This window comes from Variovorax sp. 3319, from assembly GCF_031456585.1.
GTDB lineage: Bacteria > Pseudomonadota > Gammaproteobacteria > Burkholderiales > Burkholderiaceae_C > Variovorax > Variovorax paradoxus_P.
Genome location: NZ_JAVDUZ010000014.1, coordinates 126,492 through 148,669, shown reverse-complemented (window position 1 = coordinate 148,669; position 22,178 = coordinate 126,492). Strand labels below are relative to the sequence as shown.

The window sequence follows — 22,178 nt, the reverse complement described above, 5'->3', positions numbered from 1 at the left end:
TGTTTGTATTACTTGTAGATCTGGTCGAACGAGCCGCCGTCGGCAAAGTGCGCCTTGTCAGCCTTGGCCCATCCGCCAAACGCTTCGTCGATGGAGACCAGCGTGAGCTTGGGAAACTGCTTGTCGTACTTGGCCTTGGCCTTTTCAGAGGTCGGGCGGTAGAAGTTGCGGCCCGCAATGTCCTGGCCCTCATCCGAGTACAGGTACTTAAGGTATTCCTCGGCCACGGCACGCGTGCCCTTCTTGTCGACCACCTTGTCGACGACCGCCACCGTGGGCTCGGCCAGGATGGAAATCGAAGGCACCACGATCTCGAACTTGTCGGTGCCGAACTCCTTCAGCGCCAGGAACGCCTCGTTCTCCCAGGCCAGCAGCACGTCGCCCACGCCGCGCTGAACAAAGGTAATGGTCGAGCCGCGCGCGCCGGTGTCCAGCACGGGCACGTTCTTGAACAGGCTGCCGATGAATTCCTTGGCCTTGGCGTCGCTGCCGTACTTGCGCTTGGCAAATTCCCACGCGGCCAGGTAGTTCCAGCGGGCGCCGCCGGAGGTCTTGGGGTTGGGCGTGATCACCTGCACGCCCGGCTTCACCAGATCGCTCCAGTCTTTCAGGCCCTTGGGGTTGCCCTTTTTCACCAGGAACACGATGGTGGACGTATACGGCGCCGAGTTTTGCGGCAGGCGCTTCTGCCAGCCTTCCTTGACGACACCGCCGTGGGTAACCAGCGCGTCGATGTCGCCGCCGAGCGCCAGCGTGGCCACGTCGGCGTCGATGCCGTCGATGATCGAACGGGCCTGCTTGCCCGAGCCGCCGTGCGACTGCTTGATGGTTACGTCCTGGCCGGTTTTGGCCTTCCAGTATTTGGCAAAGGCGCGGTTGTAGTCGACATACAGCTCGCGCGTCGGGTCGTAGGACACGTTGAGCAGCGTCACGGGCCCGGCGCCTTGCGCAAACGACGGCAACGCTGTCAGGGCCATGGCACCGGCCACGCCGGCACCCAGGGAAAGCTTGATAAAGTCGCGGCGAAGGCTCATGGTGTCTTACTCAAAAAGGCATATCAATGAAGCTACGTATTCTGAATACGACATATGGAATCTGGAACGACCGAGTTCTCAGTTCTAAATAGCAAAATCAACTAAGCAACCGCTTTCCCCACCAGAGGCAATCAAAAATGGCACGCATGGTTCAGTGCATCAAGCTCGGCAAAGAGGCCGAAGGGCTCGACTTCCCGCCCTATCCCGGAGATCTGGGCAAGCGCCTTTGGGAGAACGTCAGCAAGGAAGCCTGGGCCGCCTGGCTCAAGCAGCAGACGATGCTGGTCAATGAAAACCGGCTGAATCTGGCCGATTTGCGGGCCCGCCAATACCTGGCCCGCCAAATGGAAAAGCACTTCTTCGGCGAGGGCGCCGACGTGGCCCAGGGCTACGTTCCCCCCTCGAACTAAGACCGCCTTGGCCGCCGAGCCCGTCGCCTGGCGCGCCGACGGCGTGCCGTACAGCGAGCGCTTCGGCGACATCTACCACCCCGAAACCGGAGCACTGGCGCAGGCTCGCCACGTGTTTCTGGGCGGATGCGGGCTGCCCGAGGCGTGGTCGGGCCGGCCGAAATGGCTGATTCTCGAAACCGGCTTCGGGCTGGGCCTTCACTTTCTGACAACTTGGCAGGCATGGCGTGCGGATGCGAACCGGCCGCGCCTGCTGCACTTCGTCTCGATCGAGGCGCACCCCGTCGGGCCTGAAGACCTGTTGCGCGCCGCCGGGACTTACCCCGAACTGATGCCGCTGGCCAATGAGCTTGCCGCGCAGTGGCAGGGGCTGCTGCCCGGCTTTCACCGGCTGGCCTTTGACGCAGGCCGCGTGATGCTCACGCTGTGCATCGGCGACGTGCATCCGATGCTGCGCGCGCAGCGGTTCGAGGCCGACAGTGTCTTTCTCGACGGCTTCAGCCCCGAGCGGAACCCCGCCATGTGGTCGCCCGACACGCTCAAGGCCGTGTCGCGCTTTGCCCGCCAGAGCACCCGTATCGCGGCCGGGGCGTATGACCGAGCGGTGGGCGATGCGCTTTCGCAGAACGGTTTCCAGCTCGAAATGCGGCCAGGCCTGACGCCCGGGCGCGACTGCCTGGCCGGCGTGTTCGCCCCCGCCTGGACGGTCCGCCGCCGCGGCCCGGCGCCCGGGCATGTCGAAACGCCGGGCCGCTGCGCGGTGATCGGTGCCGGGTTGGCCGGTGCGGCGGTCGCCGCCAGCCTTGCGCGTCGCGGGTGGCAAGTCACGGTGCTCGACGCGGCCGAGCGGCCCGCCGCCGGCGCTTCGGGTCTGCTGGTGGGCGTGCTGGCGCCGCATGTGTCGCCCGACGACGCCCTGCTCTCGCGGCTCACGCGTGCAGGCATTCGCGCCACCTGGTTGGAGTTGGAGCGCCTGCTGGAAGAAGGCCGCGACTGGCATGCCGGCGGCGTGCTGGAGCGCAGGCCCGAAGGCGACACCCGCGTGCCTGCGGGATGGAGCGAAAACGGCCCGAACGAGTCGTGGCCCGCGAGCGCTGCGCAGCTGTCGGGTGCCGGTTTGTCCGTCGATGCGCCCGCGCTCTGGCATGCGCGCGCCGGCTGGGTGCGACCCTCCAGGTTGATCGAAGCGTGGCTGCGAGAGCCGGGCATCGAGTTTCGCGGCGGCGCTGCCGTCTCACGGTTGGTGCATGGCGCGGCCGGCTGGCAATTGCTGGATGCCGCTGGCCGGTTGCTGGCCGAAGCCGACCGGGTGGTTGTTGCAGCGGGCTACGAATCGGGCCGCTTCGCACCAACGCTTCCGTTGCAACCCGTGCGCGGCCAGGTCGCGTGGGGCCGCATGGCGGAAGACCTTGCATTGCCGGCCACGCCACTCAACGGCGACGGCCATCTGATCGCCCATGTACCCACAGACGAAGACGCCCTGCTCTGGCTTGCCGGCGCCACCTTCGACCGCGACAGCACTGACGTGGCGGCTCAGGCAAACGACACCGAGGCAAACCAGGCGCGCCTGAAGCGCCTGCACCCGGGCGCCGCGGCAGCACTTGCACCGGCTTTCGAGAGCGGCGGAGCCCAAGCTTGGGTGGGCATTCGTTGCGCCTCCGCCGATCGGCGCCCGCTGGTCGGCCCGGTGGGCGATGCGGGCCTGTGGGCCTGCACAGCGCTGGGTTCGCGCGGCCTCAGCTTTGCGGCGCTTTGCGCCGAGCTGCTGGCTGCGCATTGGCATGGTGAGCCGCTGCCGCTGCCCGCCAACCTGGCCAAGGCCCTCGGCACTGCCAGAGCCGCGCTCTAAGCGCCCGCGTTGCCGACCGGCGCCAGCATGTGGTCGATCTTGCTGTCGCCGTAGATGCGCACCACTTCGGAAATCACGACCTTGTAGCCGTCGAGCCAGTTGGCCTGCGCCGCCTTGGCTTGCTGGTGCACCGGATGCCGGATCAGCGCCTGCAGCGCGTCGAGCGAATCCCAGTAGTAGACGTTCGACACCAGCCCGTTGCCCGTGTTCTCCCACGTCTCCTCGCCCAGGTAACCGGGCAGCGACTTGGCGACCGCCGCAATGGTCTGGTCGAGGCGATGGAATTCGTCGTCGAACTGCTTCTTGGCAAAGATGAAGGTGGCGGAATACATGGAGCGTCAATGCAGGTGATGAAGGCCGGGCGGGCGCCGATTCTGCGGCACAGGGCTGCGGCAAGCCAACGGAAAGCCCCCGCTGGCCCCGCCGACACGTGAGAATGCACCGCATGGCCATTCAGTACGACATTACGCACACCACCGTCTACCGCTACAAGAAACCGGTGACCTTCGGGCTGCACCGCGTCATGTTTCGGCCCCGCGACAGCCACGACCTGCGGGTGCTTGCCACCGACCTGCAGGTGAGCCCGCAATCGTTCACGCGGCTCATCCAGGACCCGCATTCGAACTCGGTTGCGCTGGTGCAACCCATGGGCGAGGCCACCGAGCTGCGAATCGTGTGCTCCTTCACCATCGAGCATGTGCCGGCGCAGCAAGACCAGCTAGCGCTCGACCCGGCCGCCGAGTTCTTGCCCTTTGCGTATTCGGTGCAGGAGCGTCTCGACCTGGAGCACTATCTGCGGCCGCACCACGACGACGATGCAAACGGAACGCTCATCCGCTGGGCTCACCAGTTCCTGCACACCGACAAGCCCAACAGCACGCGCGAAGTGCTCACGCGCATGAACGCGCACATCGGCCAGAGCCTCGAATACAAGGCGCGCGACGAAGAAGGAACGCAAACGCCGCTCCAGACGCTGGCGCTCGGCAGCGGCAGTTGCCGCGACTACGCGCTGCTGATGATGGAAGCCACGCGCCGCCTGGGCATTGCCACCCGTTTTGTCTCGGGCTACATCTACGACGCGGCGCTCGACCGCGCAGCCCAGTCGCCCGGTGAATCGATGACAGGCGCCGGCACCACGCACGCCTGGCTGCAGGCCTACCTGCCGGGCGTCGGCTGGCTGGCGTTCGATCCGACCAACAACCTCATGGGCAGCGGCCAGTTGATTCGCGTCGGCGTCACGCGAGACCCGGCGCAGGCCGCGCCAATCTCCGGCAGTTGGTATGGCGACGCCGAAGCCTACGACGGGCTGGAGGCCACGGTGGTGGTTACGCGCCGCAAAGAGTGACGCCTCTGTGCACCGGCATGGCACTGGTGTCGCGTACGAGATAGCAGCTACGGGAAACCCCGGACCGTTGCGCCCCGCAACGCCCCTACGCTGCGCCGCCGGTCCAGCGAAATAGCACGGTCGTTCTCTACGGCCTGGCCATGCAGCGCTGCGCCTGGCTTCTTCTTCCCAACGCCACAAGAACGGAGAGAGACATCCCATGCATTCCGCGCGCCTGACACTCCTTGCCCTTGCAGCCAGCCTTGCCGTCGCATCCTGCGGCGGTGGTGGCGGTGGGGGCGGCTTTGCGTTCACCCCGCTGCCGCCGGCTCCGGCACCCGCGCCGCCCCCTCCTCCGCCGCCCCCGCCGCCGCCCGAAGAGACGCGCCTGCAAGACAGCCGCAATTCATTCGCGCCCGCCGATGCTTCGGCCACCACCTTTGCGGCGCTCGCCGCGGCTGCCGGCGACACCGTCGACAACGCCACCACCAGCCGCTGGGCCGGCATGCTCGGCGGCGCGCAGTACCACGTCGAGGTGCCAGCCAACTGGAACGGCAAGCTCGTGATGTACGCGCACGGATACGCCGGTGACGTCAACCTGCTGAAGGTGAACGATCCGTCGATTCGCCGCTACCTCATCCAGAACGGCTACGCGTGGGCCGCATCGAGCTACAGCAAGAACTTTTACGACGTGCGCGCCGGCGTGGAAGACACCAACGCGCTGGCCCTGCAGTTCAACGCCATTGCCAAGGCCAACGGCCGCGAGCTCGCGGCGCCTTCAAAAATCTACATTACCGGCCACTCGATGGGCGGCCACATCACGGCGGCAGCCATCGAGGACGAGGCCTATGCCACCGCCAACCACAAGGTGAAGTACAACGGCGCGGTGCCAATGTGCGGCGTGGTCGGCGACACCGAGCTGTTCGACTACTTTGCAGGCGCGCAGGTCGCCGCCCAGGCTCTTGCCGGGCTGCCCAAGTACCCCACCGTCAACTGGCTGGACATCAGGACACAGGTCACGGGCACGCTGTATACGGCGTTTCCGGGTACGCCCACGGCCACTGGCCTGAAGTTCGGATCGGTGGTGAAGAACCTCACCGGCGGCGAGCGGCCCATGTTCGACCTGGGCTTTACGCAGGGCGGTTCATTCGCCGCGGTGTGGGGCGTGTTCGGCAGCGACGGCACGGTCAACGGCATCTTGAACAGGAGCACGCTCGACACCAACCGCTTTACCTACACGATCGATGGCGATGTGCCGGGAACGACCGCGCTGAACGCATCGGTGCTAAAGCTCACCGCTGCGGCCGACGCCAACCGCCTGCGCACCGACGGCCTGCGCTGGATTCCCAAGGCCAACGGCGAATTCAAGATTCCGGTGGTTACGCTGCACACGCTGGGCGACCTGTACGTGCCCTTCAGCATGGAACAGATCTACAACCAGCGTGTTGCAGCCAAGGGCAACAGCGCCTGGCTTGTGCAGCGCGCGGTGCGCGGCATATCGCATTGCGACTTCACGATTGCCGAGCAGGTCGAAGCCTTCGACGCGATGGTCAAGTGGGAGCGCGACGGCGTGAAGCCGGCGGGCGACGATGTGATTACCGCGGCCACGGTGGCAGACCCGGCCTATGGCTGCACGTTTACCCGCCCGCTCGGCACGGTGGACGAAAGCAGCACCAGCCAGGCAACGCGTCCGGGTGCGGCGGCGGCGCGCCCCTGCCCGCCCTGAGGCGCGCCCCGGGCCCGAACTGCCGAACCGGCACGTCGGGCCCGAAGGCTCGGGCGCTTCAGGCGCCCGCAGCCCCGCCCAGCTGAAAGCGGAACACCGCGCCCTTGTCGGGCTGCTGCACGAGCCTGATGTCGCTGCCGTGCAGCTGCAGGATGCGCTGCACGATCACCAGGCCCAGCCCGCCGCTGCCGGAGCCATCGCTGCGCGCGCCGCTCATGAACACCGGGCGAACGAAGAGCCCTTTCTGCAACTCGCCCGGAATGCCCGGCCCCGTGTCGCTTACCTGCACCGCTACGCCCGAGCTGGCAGGCCGCAGCTGAACCTCGATCCGGCCGCCGGCTGGCGTGTGGCGGATGGCGTTGTCCAGCAGGTTGGTCAGCACGCGCTCGATCATTCCGAGGTCGGCCGACACCACCGGCAGGCCCGGCGCAATGTCGGGCCTGAGCTGCTGCTGGCGGGCTTCGGCCGCGAGTTCGAACTTCTGGAACACGTCCTGCACCAGATCGGCCAGCGCGAAGTTCTCCTTCTCGGGCTTGACCACGCCGTATTCGAGCCGCGCCAGTTCGAACAGCTCTTGTGCGAGCCGGCCCACCTTGCGGCTTTGGCCGAGCGCTATTTCAAGATAGCGCCGGCGCTCTTCTTCGCTGAGCGTTCCGGCCTTGAGCAGCAGGGTTTCAAGATACCCGTGCAGCGACGTGAGCGGCGTGCGCAGATCATGAGAGATGTTTGCGAAGAGCTCGCGGCGCTGCTGGTCTTGCAGCGTGAGCTCGCGCCATTGCTCGGCAATGCGTTGCGTCATCTGCGTGAAGGCCTGGCCCAGCAGTGCGATCTCGTCGCCGCCGCGCGAGAGCCGCTCCAGCGTGGCCGCCTCGCTCCCATTCGGGGCCAGGCCCTCGGTCTCCAGCGAAGCGACACCCTCGGTCTCGAAGCGCTTCACGGCGCGGGTCAACTCGCGCAGCGGCCGCGTGATGAGCCGGAAGGCCGCCAGGCCTGCAATGAGCCCGAGCAGCGCCACCAGCGCCATCGACCAGAGCGTGGTGCGCAGGAGGCTGTCGGTTGCGAGCCTGGCCGCCAGCGCGTCGTAGTCTTCACCTTGCAGCACCACGTAGACATAGCCCGCATCCCGTCCACCCATCTTGAGTGGCGCGGCGCTGAAAACCTTGGCTGCGCTCGCGCTGCGCGGATCGTCTCCCACAATGGGAAGCGCAGCGCCCGACAGGAGCTTGCGGATCGGCTCGAGCGCGACGCGGTCGCGCTTCAGGTGCCCGGGCGGCGCAGCCTGTGCCTCGATGCGGCCGTCCAGCCCCAAGAGGTAGACCTCCACGCTGGGGTTGACCGCCATCAGCTTGTCGAACAGATCCTTCACCGCGTCCTGGTTGAGCCCGCCGGGGCGCATCAACTCGGAGTTGCCGGCAATGTGCGCCGCCAGCCCGCTCGACAGGCGCTGCACCACTTCCTGCCCGTGCAACCCGCTCGCGCGCACCTGCAGCCAGGCCGAGGCGCCGCAGCAGGCCAGCAGCAGCACCGCGAACACCATCGAGAGGCGGCGCGAGAGCGTGGCCCAGGCGGCCCGCGCCCTCATGCGCTCCCCTCCTCGCCAGCCCCGGAGGGCAAGAGCTTGTAGCCTCGGCCCCAGACTGTCAGGATGCGTCGCGGCTCGGCGGGATCGGCCTCTACCTTGGTGCGCAGCCGGTTGATGTGGGTGTTGACCGTGTGCTCGTAGCCGTCGTGCTGGTAGCCCCAAACCTGATTGAGCAGGTCGAGCCGCGAAAACACCTTGCCGGGATTGCGCGCAAAGAAGTACAGCAGATCGAACTCGCGCGGCGTGAGCTCGATGAGCCTGGCATCGACGCGCACTTCTCGTGCCAGCGGGTCGATGTCGAGATTGCCCAGCGTGAGGCTGCCCGACTCCATGCGCGCATTGCGCGCCAGCGCATCGGTGCGCCGCAGCAGCGCCTTGACGCGAGCCACAAGCTCCAGCACCGAAAAAGGCTTGGCCAGGTAGTCGTCGGCGCCCAGCTCCAGCCCCAATATGCGGTGCACTTCGCTCGACCGCGCACTGATGATGATGATCGGCGTGTAGCGCGCCATGGCGCGGGCCCTGCGGCAGATCTCGAGGCCGTCCACCCCGGGCAGCATCAGGTCGAGCACCAGCGCGTCCCATTGGGCGCGCTCCAGTTCGCGCAGGCCGGCGTGGCCGTCGGCTGCGTGGCTGACCTCGTAGCCTTCGTCGCGCAGGTGCATGCGCAGAAGCTCGGCGATGTGGGCGTCGTCCTCGACGATCAGCACGCGTTTGGCGGTATCCATGGCGCCGATTGTCCCGCCAACCGGCTTCGGGAGTTATCACGATTAATTGAACTTTGCGTGATGAATCGGCCATGGGGTGCGCCCAAGAATCCGCTCCATGACCAGCAACGCCATCGCAAGCACCGCACCCAATGCCCGCCCCATCCACCCGCTGTGGATGCGCATCACGCATTGGCTCAACGCCCTCGCGGTTCTGGTGCTGGTGACGAGCGGCTGGCGCATCTACAACGCTTCGCCTCTCTTTGCGTTCCGCATTCCGGACGCGGTAACGCTGGGCGGCTGGCTCGGCGGCGCGCTGCAATGGCATTTCGCGGCCATGTGGCTGCTGGTGTTCAACGGCTTCGTCTATTTGGCAATCAACATCGCAAGCGGCCGGCTGGCCACCAGGTTCTTTCCGGTCACGCCCGCCGGCGTCTGGCACGACGCGCTGGCCGCACTCAAGGGCCAGCTCTCGCACGCCGACCCGCGCCGCTACAACAGCGTGCAGAAGCTGGCCTACCTGTTCGTGATGCTCGATATTGCCTTGATCGTGCTTTCCGGCCTCGTGCTGTGGAAGTCGGTGCAGTTCGCCGTTCTTCGCGACCTGATGGGTGGCTACGAGCTTGCGCGCCGCATCCATTTTTTCGGCATGGCATCGCTGGTTGCCTTTGTCGCCGTGCACCTGGTGATGGTGGCACTCGTGCCCCGCACCCTTCTCACCATGATCCGCGGCCGCGCGCCAAAGCAATGATGAAGATATTCAAAGCTCCCCGACTGACCGGCGTCGACGGCGATGCCGTGGTGCGCGAGGCCCGTACGCTGATTGCCAGGCAGCTCGACCAGCCTGCGCGCCGCGCCTTCCTGCAGCGCTCGCTCACGCTCGGGGGCCTTTCGCTGCTCACGGGCTGCAGCATCAGCGACGACAGCCACGTGGAAGCGGCGCTCTCGAAGATCTCGCGCTTCAACGACAAGGTGCAAGGCCTGATCTTCAGCCCGACGCAGCTTGCTGAAACCTACCCCGAATCGATGATCACGCGGCCCTTCCCGTTCAACGCCTACTACGGCGAGGACGAGGTCCGCGAGGTCGACGAGGCCGGCTACCGGCTCGAAGTGACCGGCATGGTCGCCGACAAGCGCAGCTGGACGCTGGCCGAGCTGCGCGCCATGCCGCAGCACGACCAGGTCACGCGCCACATCTGCGTCGAAGGCTGGAGCGCAATCGGCAAATGGGGCGGCGTGCGCTTTGCCGACTTTCTGCGCCGCATCGGCGCTGACACCACCGCCAAATATGTCGGATTCAAGTGCGCTGATGACTACTACACCAGCATCGACATGCCCACCGCACTGCACCCGCAGACGCTGCTCACGCTCAGCTACGACGGCCAACCATTGCCGCCGAAGTACGGCTTTCCGATGAAGCTGCGGATGCCCACCAAGCTTGGCTACAAGAACCCCAAGCACATCAAGGCGATGTTCGTCACCAACACCTATTCAGGTGGCTACTGGGAAGACCAGGGCTACAACTGGTTCGGAGGGAGCTGAGCCGCACCCGTGCGACTCGACTGCCGATGAAAGCGCGAGGCCGTGTTCCAGAGGGACCGTGCCGTTCTCTTGAAAAATGAAACCTCAACTGGAAGATTCCGAATGAACAAGCTCACTGCAACCCTGCTCGCAACCTGCATCGCCTTTGCCGGCGCCTCGGCCTTCGCCGCTGACGACATGGCCAAGGATGGTATGGCCAAGGATTCGATGGCAAAGGACGGCATGAAGAAGGACTCGATGGCCAAGGACTCCATGTCCAAGGACGGAATGAAGAAAGACTCGATGTCCAAGGATGGCATGAAGAAGGACAGCATGTCCAAGGACACGATGGGCAAGGATGAAATGAAGAAGTAAAAGGCACGGGTACGCGGCATTGACGCCCGCCGCAATCGGCGGCAATGTCGCTTCCATCCGCCCGGCATCACAGACTCACTCGCATCGGAACAGCACATGAGAATCCTCGCATTCACCGCCGCCGCGCTCGCAGCCGCGGCAATGGCCTGGCCTGTCGCGTCTTCGGCTGCCGAGCCCGGGCGGCGCGTGCCGGCGCCTGCGGTCGACCTTGCGGCCCCGCCCACCCTCAAGTACGACACCGCGGTTTTTGCCGGCGGCTGCTTCTGGGGTGTGCAAGGCGTGTTCCAGCGCGTCAAGGGCGTGAGCAACGCCGTGTCGGGCTATGCCGGCGGCGATGCCAAGACGGCGCGCTATGACGACGTCGGGTCGGGCCGCACCGGCCACGCCGAATCGGTTCGAATTACCTACGACCCGCAGCAGATCAGCTACGGCAAGCTGCTGCAGATCTATTTCTCGGTCGTGCACGATCCGACCCAGCTGAACCGGCAGGGCCCCGACACCGGTCCGCAGTACCGCTCGACCGTATTTGCCGAGAACATCGAACAGGCACGCATTGCCAAGGCGTACATCACGCAGCTGAACCAGGCCCAGACCTTCGGCAAGCCGCTCGCGACCACCATCGAAATATCGAAGCCCTTCTATGCGGCCGAGGCCTATCACCAGGACTTCCTCACGCGGTACCCGAGGCATGCGTACATCGTGTTCCACGACCAGCCGAAGATCGAGGACTTGAAGAAGCTGTTTCCCGAAGACTACCGGCAGACGCCGGTGCTGGTGAATACGGCAAAAAGCAGTTGAGGCTCAGCCCGGCTCGGGCGCATCCGCCAGCGCGTCGTATGCGCCGCGCCGCGCAGCCTGGTTGCAACGGGCGCGGTACACCAGTGCCTGCTGGGCCGCTGCAACATTGGCGGCGTCGCCCTTCCACGCATCCAGCGCCGGCTGCTGCACCGCGCGCGAATACGAAAACGCCAGAGCCCATGGCAGGCGCGAACCGAATGCCGCGTTCATGGCATTCAACCGGGCCGATGCGAGCTGTGCCGATTGGCCTCCCGAGAGGAATGCGATGCCCGGCACCGCCGCAGGCACAGTGCGCAGAAGGCACGACACCGTGGCCCCGGCAACCTCGTCCACGCCCTCCTGTTTCGGGCAGTCTTGCCCGGGCAACACCATGTTGGGCTTCAGCAGCATGCCTTCGAGCAGCACGCCCTGAAGGCGCAACTGCGCAAACACCGCATGCAGCGTGTCTTCGGTGATCTCGGCGCAGCGCGCGAGGGAATGATCACCTTCCATCAGCACCTCGGGCTCGACGATCGGCACCAGCCCGGCCTCTTGGCACAGCGCCGCATAGCGGGCCAGCGCATGGGCGTTCACCTCGATGCATGCAGGGCTGGGCAAACCAGGGCCCGGTGTAATGACGCCTCGCCATTTCGCGAAACGGGCGCCCATGCCGGCGTATTCGGCCAGCCGCTCGCGCAGTCCGTCCAGGCCCTCGGTCACCGTCTCTCCGGGGTGGCCCGCCAGAGGCTTCGCGCCGATGTCGACCTTGATGCCGGGGATGATTCCCGCCGCCTCGAGCGCCGACACAAAGGACGCGCCTCCGCTCGTGCGCTGCCGTATGGTTTCGTCGAAAAGAATCGCGCCGCTGATGGATGCACCCAGGCCCGGCGCAGTCACGATCAGCTCGCGCCAGCTACGTCGCGCGTCTTCGGTCTGGGGAATGTTCAGCTTCGCGAAGCGCTTGTGGCAGGTGGCGTTGCTTTCGTCCATTGCGAGCAAGCCCTTGTCGCCGGCAACCAGCGCTTGTGCGGTATCGATCAACGCCTGTGCGGTCATGATGCTGTGGCCCTCGCTTGCGAAGCATGGTACGCCTCCGCCCGGCCTCCGGCTAGATGACGTTCTTCTCGACCAGCGGCCTGTTTTCGAGAATGCGTGCAAACGAAACCGGCGACAGGTCGAGCGTGCGGTATTCGCCGTAGCGGATGAGTTCCGCCACGCCGCGCCCCGCCGCGGGGCATTGCTGCAGGCCGTGCCCCGAGAAGCCGTTGGCAAAGTAGAGGTTGTCGCAGTCCGGGTGCAGCCCGAGGATCGCGTTGTGGTCGAACACGTTCATCTCGTAGTAGCCGGCCCATGCGCTGGTCATTCGAATGGCCTCGAACGAAGGCACGCGTGCAGCCAGTGCCGGCCAGATGAAATCGTCGAAAACGCGGTAGTCGACCTCGAGCGGCGCATCGTCTCGGTCCCTGTCCTGCGGCGGGGCAAAACCGCAAATGAACCGGCGCCCTTCGGGGCGCAGCCAGATGCCCGATGTGTCGATGATCAGCGGGCAGCCGGGCAAGGTCTCGGGACACGAAAAGCTGAACACCATGCGGCGGCGGCCGCGCACCGGCAGATCGATGCCCGCCCAGCCCGCCACCTTTGCGGCCCAGGCGCCCGCGGCATTGACCACCACGTCGGCCTCGATCGGGTCGCCAATATCCAGTTCCACGCCCGTCAGCGTGCGGCCGCTGCGCTGCAGCCCCGTTGCCTTCGCCTGCACATAACGGGCGCCTTGTGAAATGGCCTTCTTGCGAAACGCCTGAAGAAGGCTGTAGCCGTCGTACCAGCCCTCGCCCGAAAGGCCAAGTGAAGCCAGCGCGACGCCTTCGGTTGAAATCCACGGAAAGCGGGCCTCCAGCTGCTCGGGCGTCAGCAACACCACGTCGACGCGGTGCGCCCTTTGCGTTGCATGGTTCTCGCGCAACACCTCGACGCCCTCCGGCGAAGCCAGGTACAGGTACCCGGGTTCGACCAGGCCGATATCGGGCACGTTGTCGCCCACGCGCAGGGTTTCGCCAAGGCGGCGAAAAAAGTCGATCCCGTAGAGGGACATCTCGATGTTGATGCCGGTGGAGAACTGCTGCCGGATCGAACTCGCAGACAAGGCCGACGAAGCCTGCGTGTACGAGAAATCGCGCTCGACCACGGTCACGTCGAACGGCTCTTCCGCGGGGTCCTGGTTCAGAAAATAGGCTATGGCAGAACCGATGGCTCCGCCGCCGATGATCACCACACGACGCATGAAATACCTTTCTTGCTGCTCGCCGACAGGTCCATTCTTACAAGCGCCGGGAAAAACCGCGAGGCCCGCACGCAGAATAGCAACGATGAGAAAAGACATTCCCAACCTGGGCGCGCTCCAGGCCTTCGAGGCCTCTGCGCGCCTGGGGAGCTTTACCCGCGCGGCAGCCGAACTGGCCCTCACGCAAAGCGCCGTCGGGCGGCAGGTGGCCACGCTCGAGCAGCGGTTGGGCGTGCCGCTGTTTTCGCGTGTGCGGCGGCGGCTCACGCTTACCGAAACCGGGCGCGAATATGCGGCGCGCATTCGCCGCCACCTGGACCAGATCCGACGCGACACGCTCGAAATCAGCGCCGGCCATGACATGGGGTTTGTGCTCGAAGTGGCGGTAGTGCCCACCTTTGCCACCCAATGGCTCATTCCGCGGCTACCCGATTTCAGCCAGCAGCACCCGAACATCACCGTCAATCTCTCGGCGCGCTCGCAACCCTTCTCTTTTCAGGAAAACGCCTATGACGCCGCCATTTATTTCGGTGACCAGTTCTGGCCAAGCACGCAGGGAGGGCTGATTTTTTCCGAAGGTGAGATGGTCCCTGTGTGCAGCCCGGCTTTTCGCGATGCCAATGGGCCGTGGGACGAACGTGCCTTCGAGCGTTGCCGCCATGTGCACCTGAGCACCCGGGCGCACGCCTGGCGCGACTGGTATGCGCAGCAGGGCTGGGACTACACCCTGCACGCCTCCCGCGGACCACGCTACGAGCTTTTCACCATGGTGACCGCCGCCGCTGCGGCCGGCATGGGCGTGGGGTTGGCGCCGCGCATTCTGATCGAGCGCGAACTGCGGACCGGCGAGCTTGTGGTTCCGATCGACCGGCACCTGGACGTCAGCCAGGGCTACTACTTCGCCTATCCCGAAGGCCCGCCGGCCTCGGGAGCGCTGGAGCATTTCAAGCGCTGGGTGCTCGGGCTTACGCCGGCCTGAAGAAGGCAGGCGGCTCCGGTCCTGCAGTTCCTGCGGGCGCAAAACCGTTTGAAGAATCGGGCCGAAGCAGGCCCGTAATTTGCTCATTCGATCAAAAATGACAGAAAATTTTCTTTTTTGTCTTATATTTGAAAACTGATTTACATAAAGCACTCCCCTTCGGAGTGCACGGCCCACGAATGAGCACCAACGTAGAGACCACCGGCACCACTGTGGCCCAGCGCATTGCGCAGGCGCTGCCGCGGCTGACGCGCTCGCACCGCCAGGTGGCCGACTACGTGCTGGAGCACCCGCTACAGGTCGCCACGCTGCCCATCGACGAGCTGGCCGCTGTGGTGGGCGTGTCGGTTGCCACGGCCAACCGCTTTGCGCGGGCGCTGGACTTCGACGGCTACGCCACATTTCGCGCCGAGCTCGTGCGCGGCTTCGAATCGCTGGTGGCGCCGGTGGAGCGCTTGCGCGGCAACCTCGAGCATCCCACCACGGTGGCCGAAGTGTTTGCCACCGCGCTGGACGAGAGCCGCCGCAACATCGAAGCCACGCGCCAGTCGCTGGACTACGCCGCCTGCGAGGCCGCAGTGCAGCGCATCCTGAAGGCGCGCTCGGTGTACATCGGCGGCTTTGGCGCCAGCGCATGGCTTGCGGGGCTGTTGCAGCATGGCCTGGACGGCAGCTGCAACGACGTGCGAATGCTCTCCAGCGTAAGCGGGGTCACCCACGCGGCGCGCACGCTCATGCATGCGGGTCCGCAGGACCTGTTCATAGGCCTCACCTTTCCGCGCTACCTCACCGATACCGTGGCGCTGGCGCAGATTGCGCGCGGCCAGGGCTGCGCGGTATTGGCGCTGACCGACAGGCCAAGCTCGCCGCTCGCGCCGCTGGCCGATGTGGTGCTTTATTGCCAGACCGAAACCAGCTACCGGCCGAACTGCGAAACCAGCGTGCTGGCGTTGATCGAGGCGCTGACCAGCGCGGTGGCGCTGCGCGCCCCGCGCGCGGTGCAGTCCGCGAGCCGCATCCTGCAAGCCGTGCGGCCCTGGCTGCATGGCGCTCAGGGCCTGGCGCGGTCTGAACCGTCCGCACAGCCCGCAAGCGCATCACCGGCCGGCGCTCGCAAGAAGAACAAGAAATCGTCCACATGACAAACAGCACAAGCACACCGGTCATCGCCATTCACGGCGGCGCCGGAACCATCAGCGCCGCAACCACCAGCGCGGCCCAGGCGCAGGCCTATCACGACGCGCTGCAGAACATCGTGCGCGCCGCGCAGACCGCATTGCTGAAGGGCGCATCTGCACTCGACGCCACCTGCCTTGCGGTCGAAATGCTCGAAGAATGCCCGCTCTTCAACGCGGGCCATGGTGCAGTTTTCACGCATGACGAAACCCACGAACTCGACGCGGCGGTCATGGACGGCGCCACGTTGGCGGCCGGCGCCATTGCCGGCGTGTGCCACATTCGCCGGCCGGTGCGCGCCGCGCGCGCCGTGCTGCAAGACGGCGCCCACGTGCTGCTGGCCGGCGCGGGCGCCGAGGCCTTTGCACGCGAACACGGGCTCGAAATGGTCGAGCCCTCTTTCTTCTCGACCGAAGCGCGCCGCCAGCAGCTTTACCGTGTGCGGGATACGGGCCGCGTGGTAACCGACCACGAAGGCGCCTCCATGACCCCGCCGCTCGACGAAGACAAGAAGTTCGGCACCGTGGGCGCCGTGGCGCTCGACATTCACGGCCATCTGGCCGCAGCCACCTCGACCGGCGGCATGACGAACAAGCGCGTCGGCCGCATCGGCGATTCGCCGCTGATCGGCGCTGGCACCTATGCAGACGACCGCACGGCCGCAATCTCTTGCACCGGCAGCGGCGAAATGTTCATCCGCGTTGCGGCCGCCTACGACGTTTGCGCGCGCATGGCCTACGGCGGCGCCACGCTCGAAGCCGCCACGCATGCGGTGGTGCACCAATCGCTACCCGCCATCAATGGCACGGGCGGCCTGATCGCCGTCGACCGCCACGGCAACCTGAGCCTCGCCTTCAACACTGAAGGCATGTACCGCGGCCACGCGCGCGGCAACGAAGCCCCCTGCACAGCCATCTTTGCCTGACGCGCAAGCCCCTCTTTTTCTCGCACCGCCATGTCCTCCCCTGCCCTCGCCCTGCCAGACGGCCGTGTTCTCGCCGTCGACGATCTCACTGTGCGCTTCTCGACCTCCGAGCGCACGGTCGATGCCGTCAAGAACCTGTCCTTCCATGTCGACCACGGCGAAACGCTTGCGGTGGTGGGCGAATCGGGCTCCGGCAAGTCGGTCACTTCGCTCGCGCTGATGCGGCTGGTGGAACATGGCGGCGGCCGCATCCTGGGCGGGCGAATGGCGTTTCGCCGCCGCAGCGGCGAAGTGCTCGACCTTGCTCAGGCGCGCGACGCGGAGATGCGCAACATCCGCGGCGCGGACATCGCCATGATCTTCCAGGAGCCGATGACGTCTCTCAACCCGGTGTTCACCGCCGGCGAGCAGATTGCCGAGGCCATTCGCATCCACCAGGGCAAGAGCAACGCAGCCGCGCGCGCCGAGGCGTTGCGCATGCTCGAACTGGTGCGCATACCTGAAGCGCGCAACGTGCTCGACCGCTTTCCGCACCAGCTGTCGGGCGGCATGCGCCAGCGCGTGATGATTGCAATGGCTCTGTCGTGCAAGCCGCAGCTGCTGATTGCGGACGAGCCCACCACCGCGCTCGACGTGACGATCCAGGCGCAAATCCTGCAGCTCATTCGCGAGCTGCAGAAAGAGATGCGCATGGGCGTGCTCTTCATTACGCACGACATGGGCGTGGTGGCCGAAATTGCCGACCGCGTGCTTGTGATGTACCGCGGCGACAAGGTGGAGGCCGGCAGTTCGGACACGGTCTTTGCCTCGCCTCAGCACCCGTACACGAAGGCGCTGCTGTCGGCGGTGCCCAAGCTCGGCGCCATGCAGGGCACCGACCTGCCCGCCAAGTTCGAACTGCTGCGTACCGAGGGCAGCGCCAATACCGTGCCGGTCACCGACGCCACGCCGCAAACCACGGTGCGTGAAGACGCCGGCCCCATCCTTCGCGTGCGCGACCTGGTCACGCGCTTCGATGTGCGCAGCGGCCTTTTCGGCCGCGTGAAGCGGCGCGTGCATGCGGTGGAAAAAATCAGCTTCGACCTCTACCCCGGCGAAACGCTGGCGCTGGTGGGCGAATCGGGCTGCGGCAAGTCGACCACCGGCCGCTCGCTGCTGCGCCTGGTCGAAAGCCAGAGCGGCGCCATCGAGTTTGGCGGCCAGAACATCCGCGAACTGCCGACGCGCGAACTGCAGGCGCTGCGCCGCAATATCCAGTTCATCTTTCAAGACCCGTTTGCCTCGCTCGATCCGCGCGTCACCGTGGGCTTCTCGATCATGGAGCCGCTGCTGATCCACGGCATTGCCAAGGGCGCCGAAGCGCAACAGCGCGTCGACTGGCTGCTGCAGAAGGTGGGGCTGCCGCCAGAGGTGGCGCAGCGCTATCCGCACGAGTTTTCAGGCGGCCAGCGCCAGCGCATTGCCATTGCGCGCGCACTCGCGCTCAACCCCAAGGTGGTGGTGGCGGACGAATCGGTGTCGGCGCTGGACGTTTCGATCCAGGCGCAGATCGTCAACCTCATGCTCGACCTGCAGCGCGAACTGGGCGTGGCGTTTCTCTTCATCTCGCACGACATGGCCGTGGTGGAGCGAATCAGCCACCGGGTGGCGGTGATGTACCTTGGGCAGATCGTGGAGATCGGCCCGCGCCGCGCCGTGTTCGAAGCGCCGCAGCATGCCTACACCCGCAAGCTGATGGCTGCGGTGCCGGTGGCCGATCCGTCGCGCCGCCACAAGCCGCGCGCGCTGCTCGAAGGCGAGATTCCCAGCCCCATTCGCGCCGTGGGCGACGAGCCCGACGTGCCGCCGCTGGTGCAGGTGGCACCTGGGCACTTTGTCGCGCGGCACGCCGTTGGCGGCGCCTTCTGAATTTTTCAACCCGCAGGCCCTCCTGCTTTTTTCCCTCGAACCGACTGGAGCTCTTTCCATGAAGCAATCTTCTTCCTCCCTGCGATGGGCATCGGCACTGCTGGGCCTGGCCGCCTTTGCAATGACCGGCACGGCAATGGCCGCGAAAGACGCGGTGTTGTCGATCGGCTACCAGCCCGAAACGCTCGACCCCTACAACACCAACACGACCATCACCACGGCCGTGACCAAGACCTTCTATGAAGGCCTGTTCCAGTTCGACAAGGACCTGAAGGTGCAGAACGTGCTGGCCGAAGGCTACGAGGTGTCGAAGGACGGCCTGGTCTACACCATCAAGCTGCGCCAGGGCGTCAAGTTCCACGACGGCACCGACTTCAACGCAGAAGCCGTCAAGTTCACGCTCGACCGCGTGCTGAACCAGGACAACAAGCTGCTGCGCTACAACCAGTTCAACCGCGTGAGCAAGGTCGAAGCGGTGAACGCCAGCACCGTGCGCATCACGTTGAAGGAGCCCTTCGGCCCCTTCATCAACTCGCTGGCCCATGCGTCGGCCGCGATGATCTCGCCCACCGCCCTCAAGAAGTGGGGCAACAAGGACATCGCCTTCCACCCCGTGGGCACCGGCCCGTTCGAGTTCGTCGAGTGGAAGCAGACCGAAGCCGTCAAGGCCAAGAAGTTCGACGGCTACTGGAAAAAGGGCTACCCCAAGGTCGACACTGTGCAGTGGAAGCCCGTGCTCGAGAACAACACGCGCGCGGCCATGCTGCAGACTGGCGAAGCCGATTTCGCGTTCCCGATTCCCTACGAGCAAGCCGAGCTGCTGAAGAAGAGCGACAAGCTCGAAGTGGTGGCCATTCCTTCGATCATCACGCGCTTCCTGGCATTCAACATGCTGCAGAAGCCCTATGACAACCCGAAGGTGCGCGAAGCCATCGGCTACGCCATCAACAAGGAAGCCCTGGCCAAGGTCGCGTTCGGCGGCTATGCATTCCCCGCGCAGGGCGTGCTGCCGCAGGGCGTGAGGTTTGCCGAGAAGATGGCACCCATTCCCTACGACGTGAAGAAGGCCAAGGAGCTGCTGGCGGAAGCCGGCTATCCGAACGGCTTCGAATCGGTGCTGTGGAGCGCCTACAACAACACGACCAGCCAGAAGACCATCCAGTTCGTGCAGCAGCAGCTCGCGCAGGTTGGCATCAAGCTGCAGGTGCAGGCGCTCGAAGTGGGCCAGCGCACCGAGCAGGTCGATGCATGGCCCGATCCCAAGACGGCCAAGGTGCGCATGTACTACACGGGCTGGTCTTCGTCGACCGGCGAAGCCGACTGGGGCCTGCGCCCGCTGTTCGCCTCTGAAGCCTGGGCGCCCAAGCTCAACAACATGTCGTTCTACAAGAGCGACGTGGTGGACAACGCGCTCGCCAAGGCACTGATCACCGTGGACGACAAGGAAAAGGCCGCGCTCTACAAGACCGCGCAGGAAGAAATCCGCAAGGACCTGCCGCGCGTGCCGCTGGTAACCGAGCAGAACCTGTCGGCGCATTCCAAGCGGCTGTCGGGTGTGCACGTGATGCCTGACGGCAACATCAACATCGACGCTATCGCTGTGAACTGACCCACCCCGAAGCGGCTCACTTCGTGTAGCCGCCTTCCCCTCAAGGGGGCGACACCAGCGGCCCGGCAAAGCCGGTTCCGCGGTGTCTCCCGATGGGGCCCGAAGCCTCGACGAGGGCTGATTGCCTGTATGACATGCTGAATTACTTTCTCAAACGACTGTTGGGCCTGATCCCGACGCTGCTCATCGTGGCAGTGCTGGTGTTCCTGTTCGTCCACATGCTGCCGGGCGACCCGGCGCGCCTTGCCGCCGGCCAGGACGCCGACGAGCAGACCGTGGCCATGGTGCGCGCGGAACTGGGCCTGGACAAGCCGCTGCCGCAGCAGTTCGTGAGCTTCTTCACCCACATGCTGCAGGGCGACTTCGGCACCTCGATCCGCACGCGGCGGCCGGTGGCAACGGAGATCGGCGAGCGCTTTTTTCCGACGGTGATGCTCACCATCACCAGCATGGTCTGGGCGGTGATCTTCGGCATGGGCATCGGCATCGTTTCGGCGGTGTTCCGCAACCAGTGGCCCGACCGCCTTGGCATGACGCTGGCGGTGTCGGGTATTTCCTTTCCTGCATTTGCATTGGGCATGCTGCTGATGCAGATCTTCTCGGTTCAGCTCGGCTGGCTGCCCACAGTGGGGGCCAGCAGCTGGAAGCACTACATCCTGCCTTCGATCACGCTGGGCGCGGCCGTGGCCGCCGTAATGGCGCGCTTCACCCGCGCATCGTTCGTCGAAGTGATCCAGGAGGACTTCGTTCGCACCGCGCGTGCCAAGGGCGTGCGCGAACGCACAGTCATCATCAAGCACTGCCTGCGCAACGCGCTCATTCCCGTGGTCACGATGATGGGCCTGCAATTCGGCTTTCTGCTGGGCGGCTCGATTCTTGTCGAGGCGGTGTTCAACTGGCCAGGCCTTGGCCGCCTCCTGGTCGATGCCGTGCAAATGCGCGACTACCCGGTCATCCAGACGCTGGTGCTGCTGTTCTCGCTCGAATTCATTTTGATCAACCTGGTGGTCGATGTGCTGTATGGCTACATCAACCCCACCATCCGCTACAAGTGAGGCAGCCGACATGACCCAAGCTACCGGCGTGTCTGCCGAAAATATCTCTCCGCCCGTGGTGGCGGTTCAATCCGCGGGCAAGGTCCGCACGCCGTGGGGCGAATGCTGGCGCCGCTTCAAGAAGCAGCCCGTGGGCATCGTTGCGGCGATGTTCGTGTTTCTGCTGGTGTTCGTTGCGGTGTTCGCGCCGTGGATCGTGCCCTTCGACGCGGAAAACTTCTTCGACTACGACATGCTGAACACGGGCCCCTCGGCCACGCACTGGTTCGGCGTCGATCCGCTGGGCCGCGACATCTTCAGCCGCATCCTGATGGGTGCGCGAATTTCGCTTATGGCCGGTTTTCTGTCGGTGCTGGTGGGTGGCTTTGTCGGCACGGCCTTCGGCCTGCTCGCGGGCTACTACGAAGGCTGGTGGGACCGCATCGTGATGCGCATTTCCGACGTGCTGTTCGCGTTTCCGGGCATTCTGCTGGCGCTGGGCGTGGTGGCCATCCTGGGCAGCAGCATGACCAACGTGGTGGTGGCGGTGTCGGTGTTCAGCGTGCCGGCGTTTGCGCGCCTGGTGCGCGGCAACACGCTGGTGCTCAAGCAGCAGACCTACATCGAGGCCGAGCGCAGCATCGGCGCGTCTGACTGGACCATCATCGTGCGGCACATCCTGCCGGGCACGATCTCGTCGATCGTCGTGTATTTTTCGATGCGCGTGGGCACGTCGATCATCACGGCGGCCAGCCTTTCGTTCCTCGGCATGGGCGCACAACCGCCAACGCCCGAATGGGGCGCCATGCTCAGCGAAGCACGCGCCGACATGGTGACCTCGCCGCACGTGGCGCTGTTCCCGAGCCTGGCCATCTTCTTTACCGTGCTGGCTTTCAACCTGCTGGGCGATGCGCTGCGCGACGCGCTCGACCCGAAGATCGACCGCCAGTAACCGGGGCCTCGC

The 22,178-nt window shown here is 65.5% G+C and carries 21 protein-coding genes; 15 read left to right on the top strand and 6 right to left on the bottom strand.

Features of this window, described 5'->3' with window-relative positions:
- Positions 1–8 precede the first annotated feature (8 nt).
- Positions 9–1,034 carry a sulfate ABC transporter substrate-binding protein gene (locus tag J2X67_RS25170; RefSeq protein WP_274708806.1) on the bottom strand — a complete coding sequence of 342 codons (1,026 nt, stop codon included), beginning with the start codon at positions 1,032–1,034 and terminating at the stop codon, positions 9–11.
- A gap of 137 nt (positions 1,035–1,171) precedes the next feature.
- Here J2X67_RS25170 and J2X67_RS25165 point away from each other — a divergent pair, with 137 nt between their 5' ends.
- Entirely contained in the window at positions 1,172–1,444 is a 273-nt protein-coding gene (locus J2X67_RS25165; protein ID WP_070060844.1) for an oxidative damage protection protein, read from the top strand.
- A 7-nt stretch (positions 1,445–1,451) separates the two neighbouring features.
- Positions 1,452–3,293: an FAD-dependent 5-carboxymethylaminomethyl-2-thiouridine(34) oxidoreductase MnmC gene (gene mnmC, locus J2X67_RS25160; RefSeq protein WP_309957586.1), complete on the top strand. Its 1,842-nt coding sequence runs from the start codon at positions 1,452–1,454 to the stop codon at positions 3,291–3,293.
- On the opposite strand, the gene J2X67_RS25155 is transcribed toward mnmC, so the two are convergent.
- Positions 3,290–3,625: an antibiotic biosynthesis monooxygenase gene (locus J2X67_RS25155; protein WP_309957585.1), complete on the bottom strand. Its 336-nt coding sequence runs from the start codon at positions 3,623–3,625 to the stop codon at positions 3,290–3,292. The two genes, mnmC and J2X67_RS25155, sit on opposite strands and share 4 nt — an antisense overlap.
- 113 nt (positions 3,626–3,738) lie before the next feature.
- On the opposite strand from J2X67_RS25155, the gene J2X67_RS25150 reads away from it, so the two are divergent.
- Both J2X67_RS25150 and J2X67_RS25145 read left to right on the top strand, forming a co-directional pair.
- Positions 3,739–4,638 (top strand): transglutaminase family protein, encoded by a 900-nt coding sequence (locus J2X67_RS25150; RefSeq protein WP_258506031.1) that lies wholly within the window; start codon positions 3,739–3,741, stop codon positions 4,636–4,638.
- Between the two features lie 199 nt (positions 4,639–4,837).
- The gene (locus J2X67_RS25145; RefSeq protein ID WP_309957584.1) at positions 4,838–6,343 is read left to right on the top strand and encodes an alpha/beta hydrolase; all 1,506 of its coding nucleotides are present in this window, start codon (positions 4,838–4,840) and stop codon (positions 6,341–6,343) included.
- Between the two features lie 58 nt (positions 6,344–6,401).
- Here J2X67_RS25145 and J2X67_RS25140 read toward each other — a convergent pair whose 3' ends face one another.
- Together J2X67_RS25140 and J2X67_RS25135 are read right to left on the bottom strand one after the other, a co-directional pair.
- Positions 6,402–7,925, bottom strand: coding sequence for a HAMP domain-containing sensor histidine kinase (locus J2X67_RS25140; RefSeq protein WP_309957583.1), 1,524 nt, complete (start codon positions 7,923–7,925; stop codon positions 6,402–6,404).
- On the bottom strand, positions 7,922–8,650 hold the full coding sequence (locus tag J2X67_RS25135; RefSeq protein WP_309957582.1) for a response regulator transcription factor: 729 nt from the start codon (positions 8,648–8,650) through the stop codon (positions 7,922–7,924). Before J2X67_RS25135 ends, J2X67_RS25140 begins: the two co-directional genes overlap by 4 nt.
- Positions 8,651–8,747: 97 nt before the next feature.
- Here J2X67_RS25135 and J2X67_RS25130 point away from each other — a divergent pair, with 97 nt between their 5' ends.
- From J2X67_RS25130 to msrA, 4 genes are all read left to right on the top strand, one after another.
- Positions 8,748–9,380 carry a cytochrome b/b6 domain-containing protein gene (locus tag J2X67_RS25130; RefSeq protein ID WP_309957581.1) on the top strand — a complete coding sequence of 211 codons (633 nt, stop codon included), beginning with the start codon at positions 8,748–8,750 and terminating at the stop codon, positions 9,378–9,380.
- Positions 9,380–10,171 carry a molybdopterin-binding protein gene (locus J2X67_RS25125; RefSeq protein ID WP_309957580.1) on the top strand — a complete coding sequence of 264 codons (792 nt, stop codon included), beginning with the start codon at positions 9,380–9,382 and terminating at the stop codon, positions 10,169–10,171. The genes J2X67_RS25130 and J2X67_RS25125 overlap by 1 nt, the downstream gene beginning before the upstream one ends.
- Before the next feature lie 102 nt (positions 10,172–10,273).
- The gene (locus J2X67_RS25120; protein ID WP_309957579.1) at positions 10,274–10,525 is read left to right on the top strand and encodes a pentapeptide MXKDX repeat protein; all 252 of its coding nucleotides are present in this window, start codon (positions 10,274–10,276) and stop codon (positions 10,523–10,525) included.
- Between the two features lie 96 nt (positions 10,526–10,621).
- Positions 10,622–11,323, top strand: a complete 702-nt coding sequence (gene msrA, locus J2X67_RS25115) for a peptide-methionine (S)-S-oxide reductase MsrA (RefSeq protein ID WP_309957578.1) — start codon at positions 10,622–10,624, stop codon at positions 11,321–11,323.
- A gap of 3 nt (positions 11,324–11,326) precedes the next feature.
- On the opposite strand, the gene J2X67_RS25110 is transcribed toward msrA, so the two are convergent.
- A complete protein-coding gene (locus J2X67_RS25110; protein WP_309957577.1) occupies positions 11,327–12,358 on the bottom strand; it encodes a class I fructose-bisphosphate aldolase in 1,032 nt (343 codons plus the stop codon).
- A 52-nt stretch (positions 12,359–12,410) separates the two neighbouring features.
- A complete protein-coding gene (locus tag J2X67_RS25105; RefSeq protein WP_309957576.1) occupies positions 12,411–13,583 on the bottom strand; it encodes an FAD-binding oxidoreductase in 1,173 nt (390 codons plus the stop codon).
- 85 nt (positions 13,584–13,668) lie between these two features.
- Here J2X67_RS25105 and J2X67_RS25100 point away from each other — a divergent pair, with 85 nt between their 5' ends.
- From J2X67_RS25100 to gsiD, 7 genes are all read left to right on the top strand, one after another.
- Positions 13,669–14,562: a LysR substrate-binding domain-containing protein gene (locus J2X67_RS25100; RefSeq protein WP_309957575.1), complete on the top strand. Its 894-nt coding sequence runs from the start codon at positions 13,669–13,671 to the stop codon at positions 14,560–14,562.
- A 179-nt stretch (positions 14,563–14,741) separates the two neighbouring features.
- The gene (locus J2X67_RS25095; protein WP_309957574.1) at positions 14,742–15,704 is read left to right on the top strand and encodes a MurR/RpiR family transcriptional regulator; all 963 of its coding nucleotides are present in this window, start codon (positions 14,742–14,744) and stop codon (positions 15,702–15,704) included.
- Positions 15,701–16,663, top strand: a complete 963-nt coding sequence (locus J2X67_RS25090) for an isoaspartyl peptidase/L-asparaginase (RefSeq protein ID WP_309957573.1) — start codon at positions 15,701–15,703, stop codon at positions 16,661–16,663. Before J2X67_RS25095 ends, J2X67_RS25090 begins: the two co-directional genes overlap by 4 nt.
- Positions 16,664–16,693: 30 nt before the next feature.
- Positions 16,694–18,571: a dipeptide ABC transporter ATP-binding protein gene (locus tag J2X67_RS25085; protein WP_309957572.1), complete on the top strand. Its 1,878-nt coding sequence runs from the start codon at positions 16,694–16,696 to the stop codon at positions 18,569–18,571.
- Between the two features lie 58 nt (positions 18,572–18,629).
- On the top strand, positions 18,630–20,180 hold the full coding sequence (gene gsiB / locus J2X67_RS25080) for a glutathione ABC transporter substrate-binding protein GsiB (RefSeq protein ID WP_309957571.1): 1,551 nt from the start codon (positions 18,630–18,632) through the stop codon (positions 20,178–20,180).
- Positions 20,181–20,314: 134 nt separating this feature from the next.
- Positions 20,315–21,235 carry a glutathione ABC transporter permease GsiC gene (gene gsiC / locus J2X67_RS25075; protein ID WP_281150698.1) on the top strand — a complete coding sequence of 307 codons (921 nt, stop codon included), beginning with the start codon at positions 20,315–20,317 and terminating at the stop codon, positions 21,233–21,235.
- 10 nt (positions 21,236–21,245) lie between these two features.
- On the top strand, positions 21,246–22,166 hold the full coding sequence (gsiD, locus tag J2X67_RS25070) for a glutathione ABC transporter permease GsiD (RefSeq protein ID WP_309957570.1): 921 nt from the start codon (positions 21,246–21,248) through the stop codon (positions 22,164–22,166).
- Positions 22,167–22,178 lie beyond the last annotated feature (12 nt).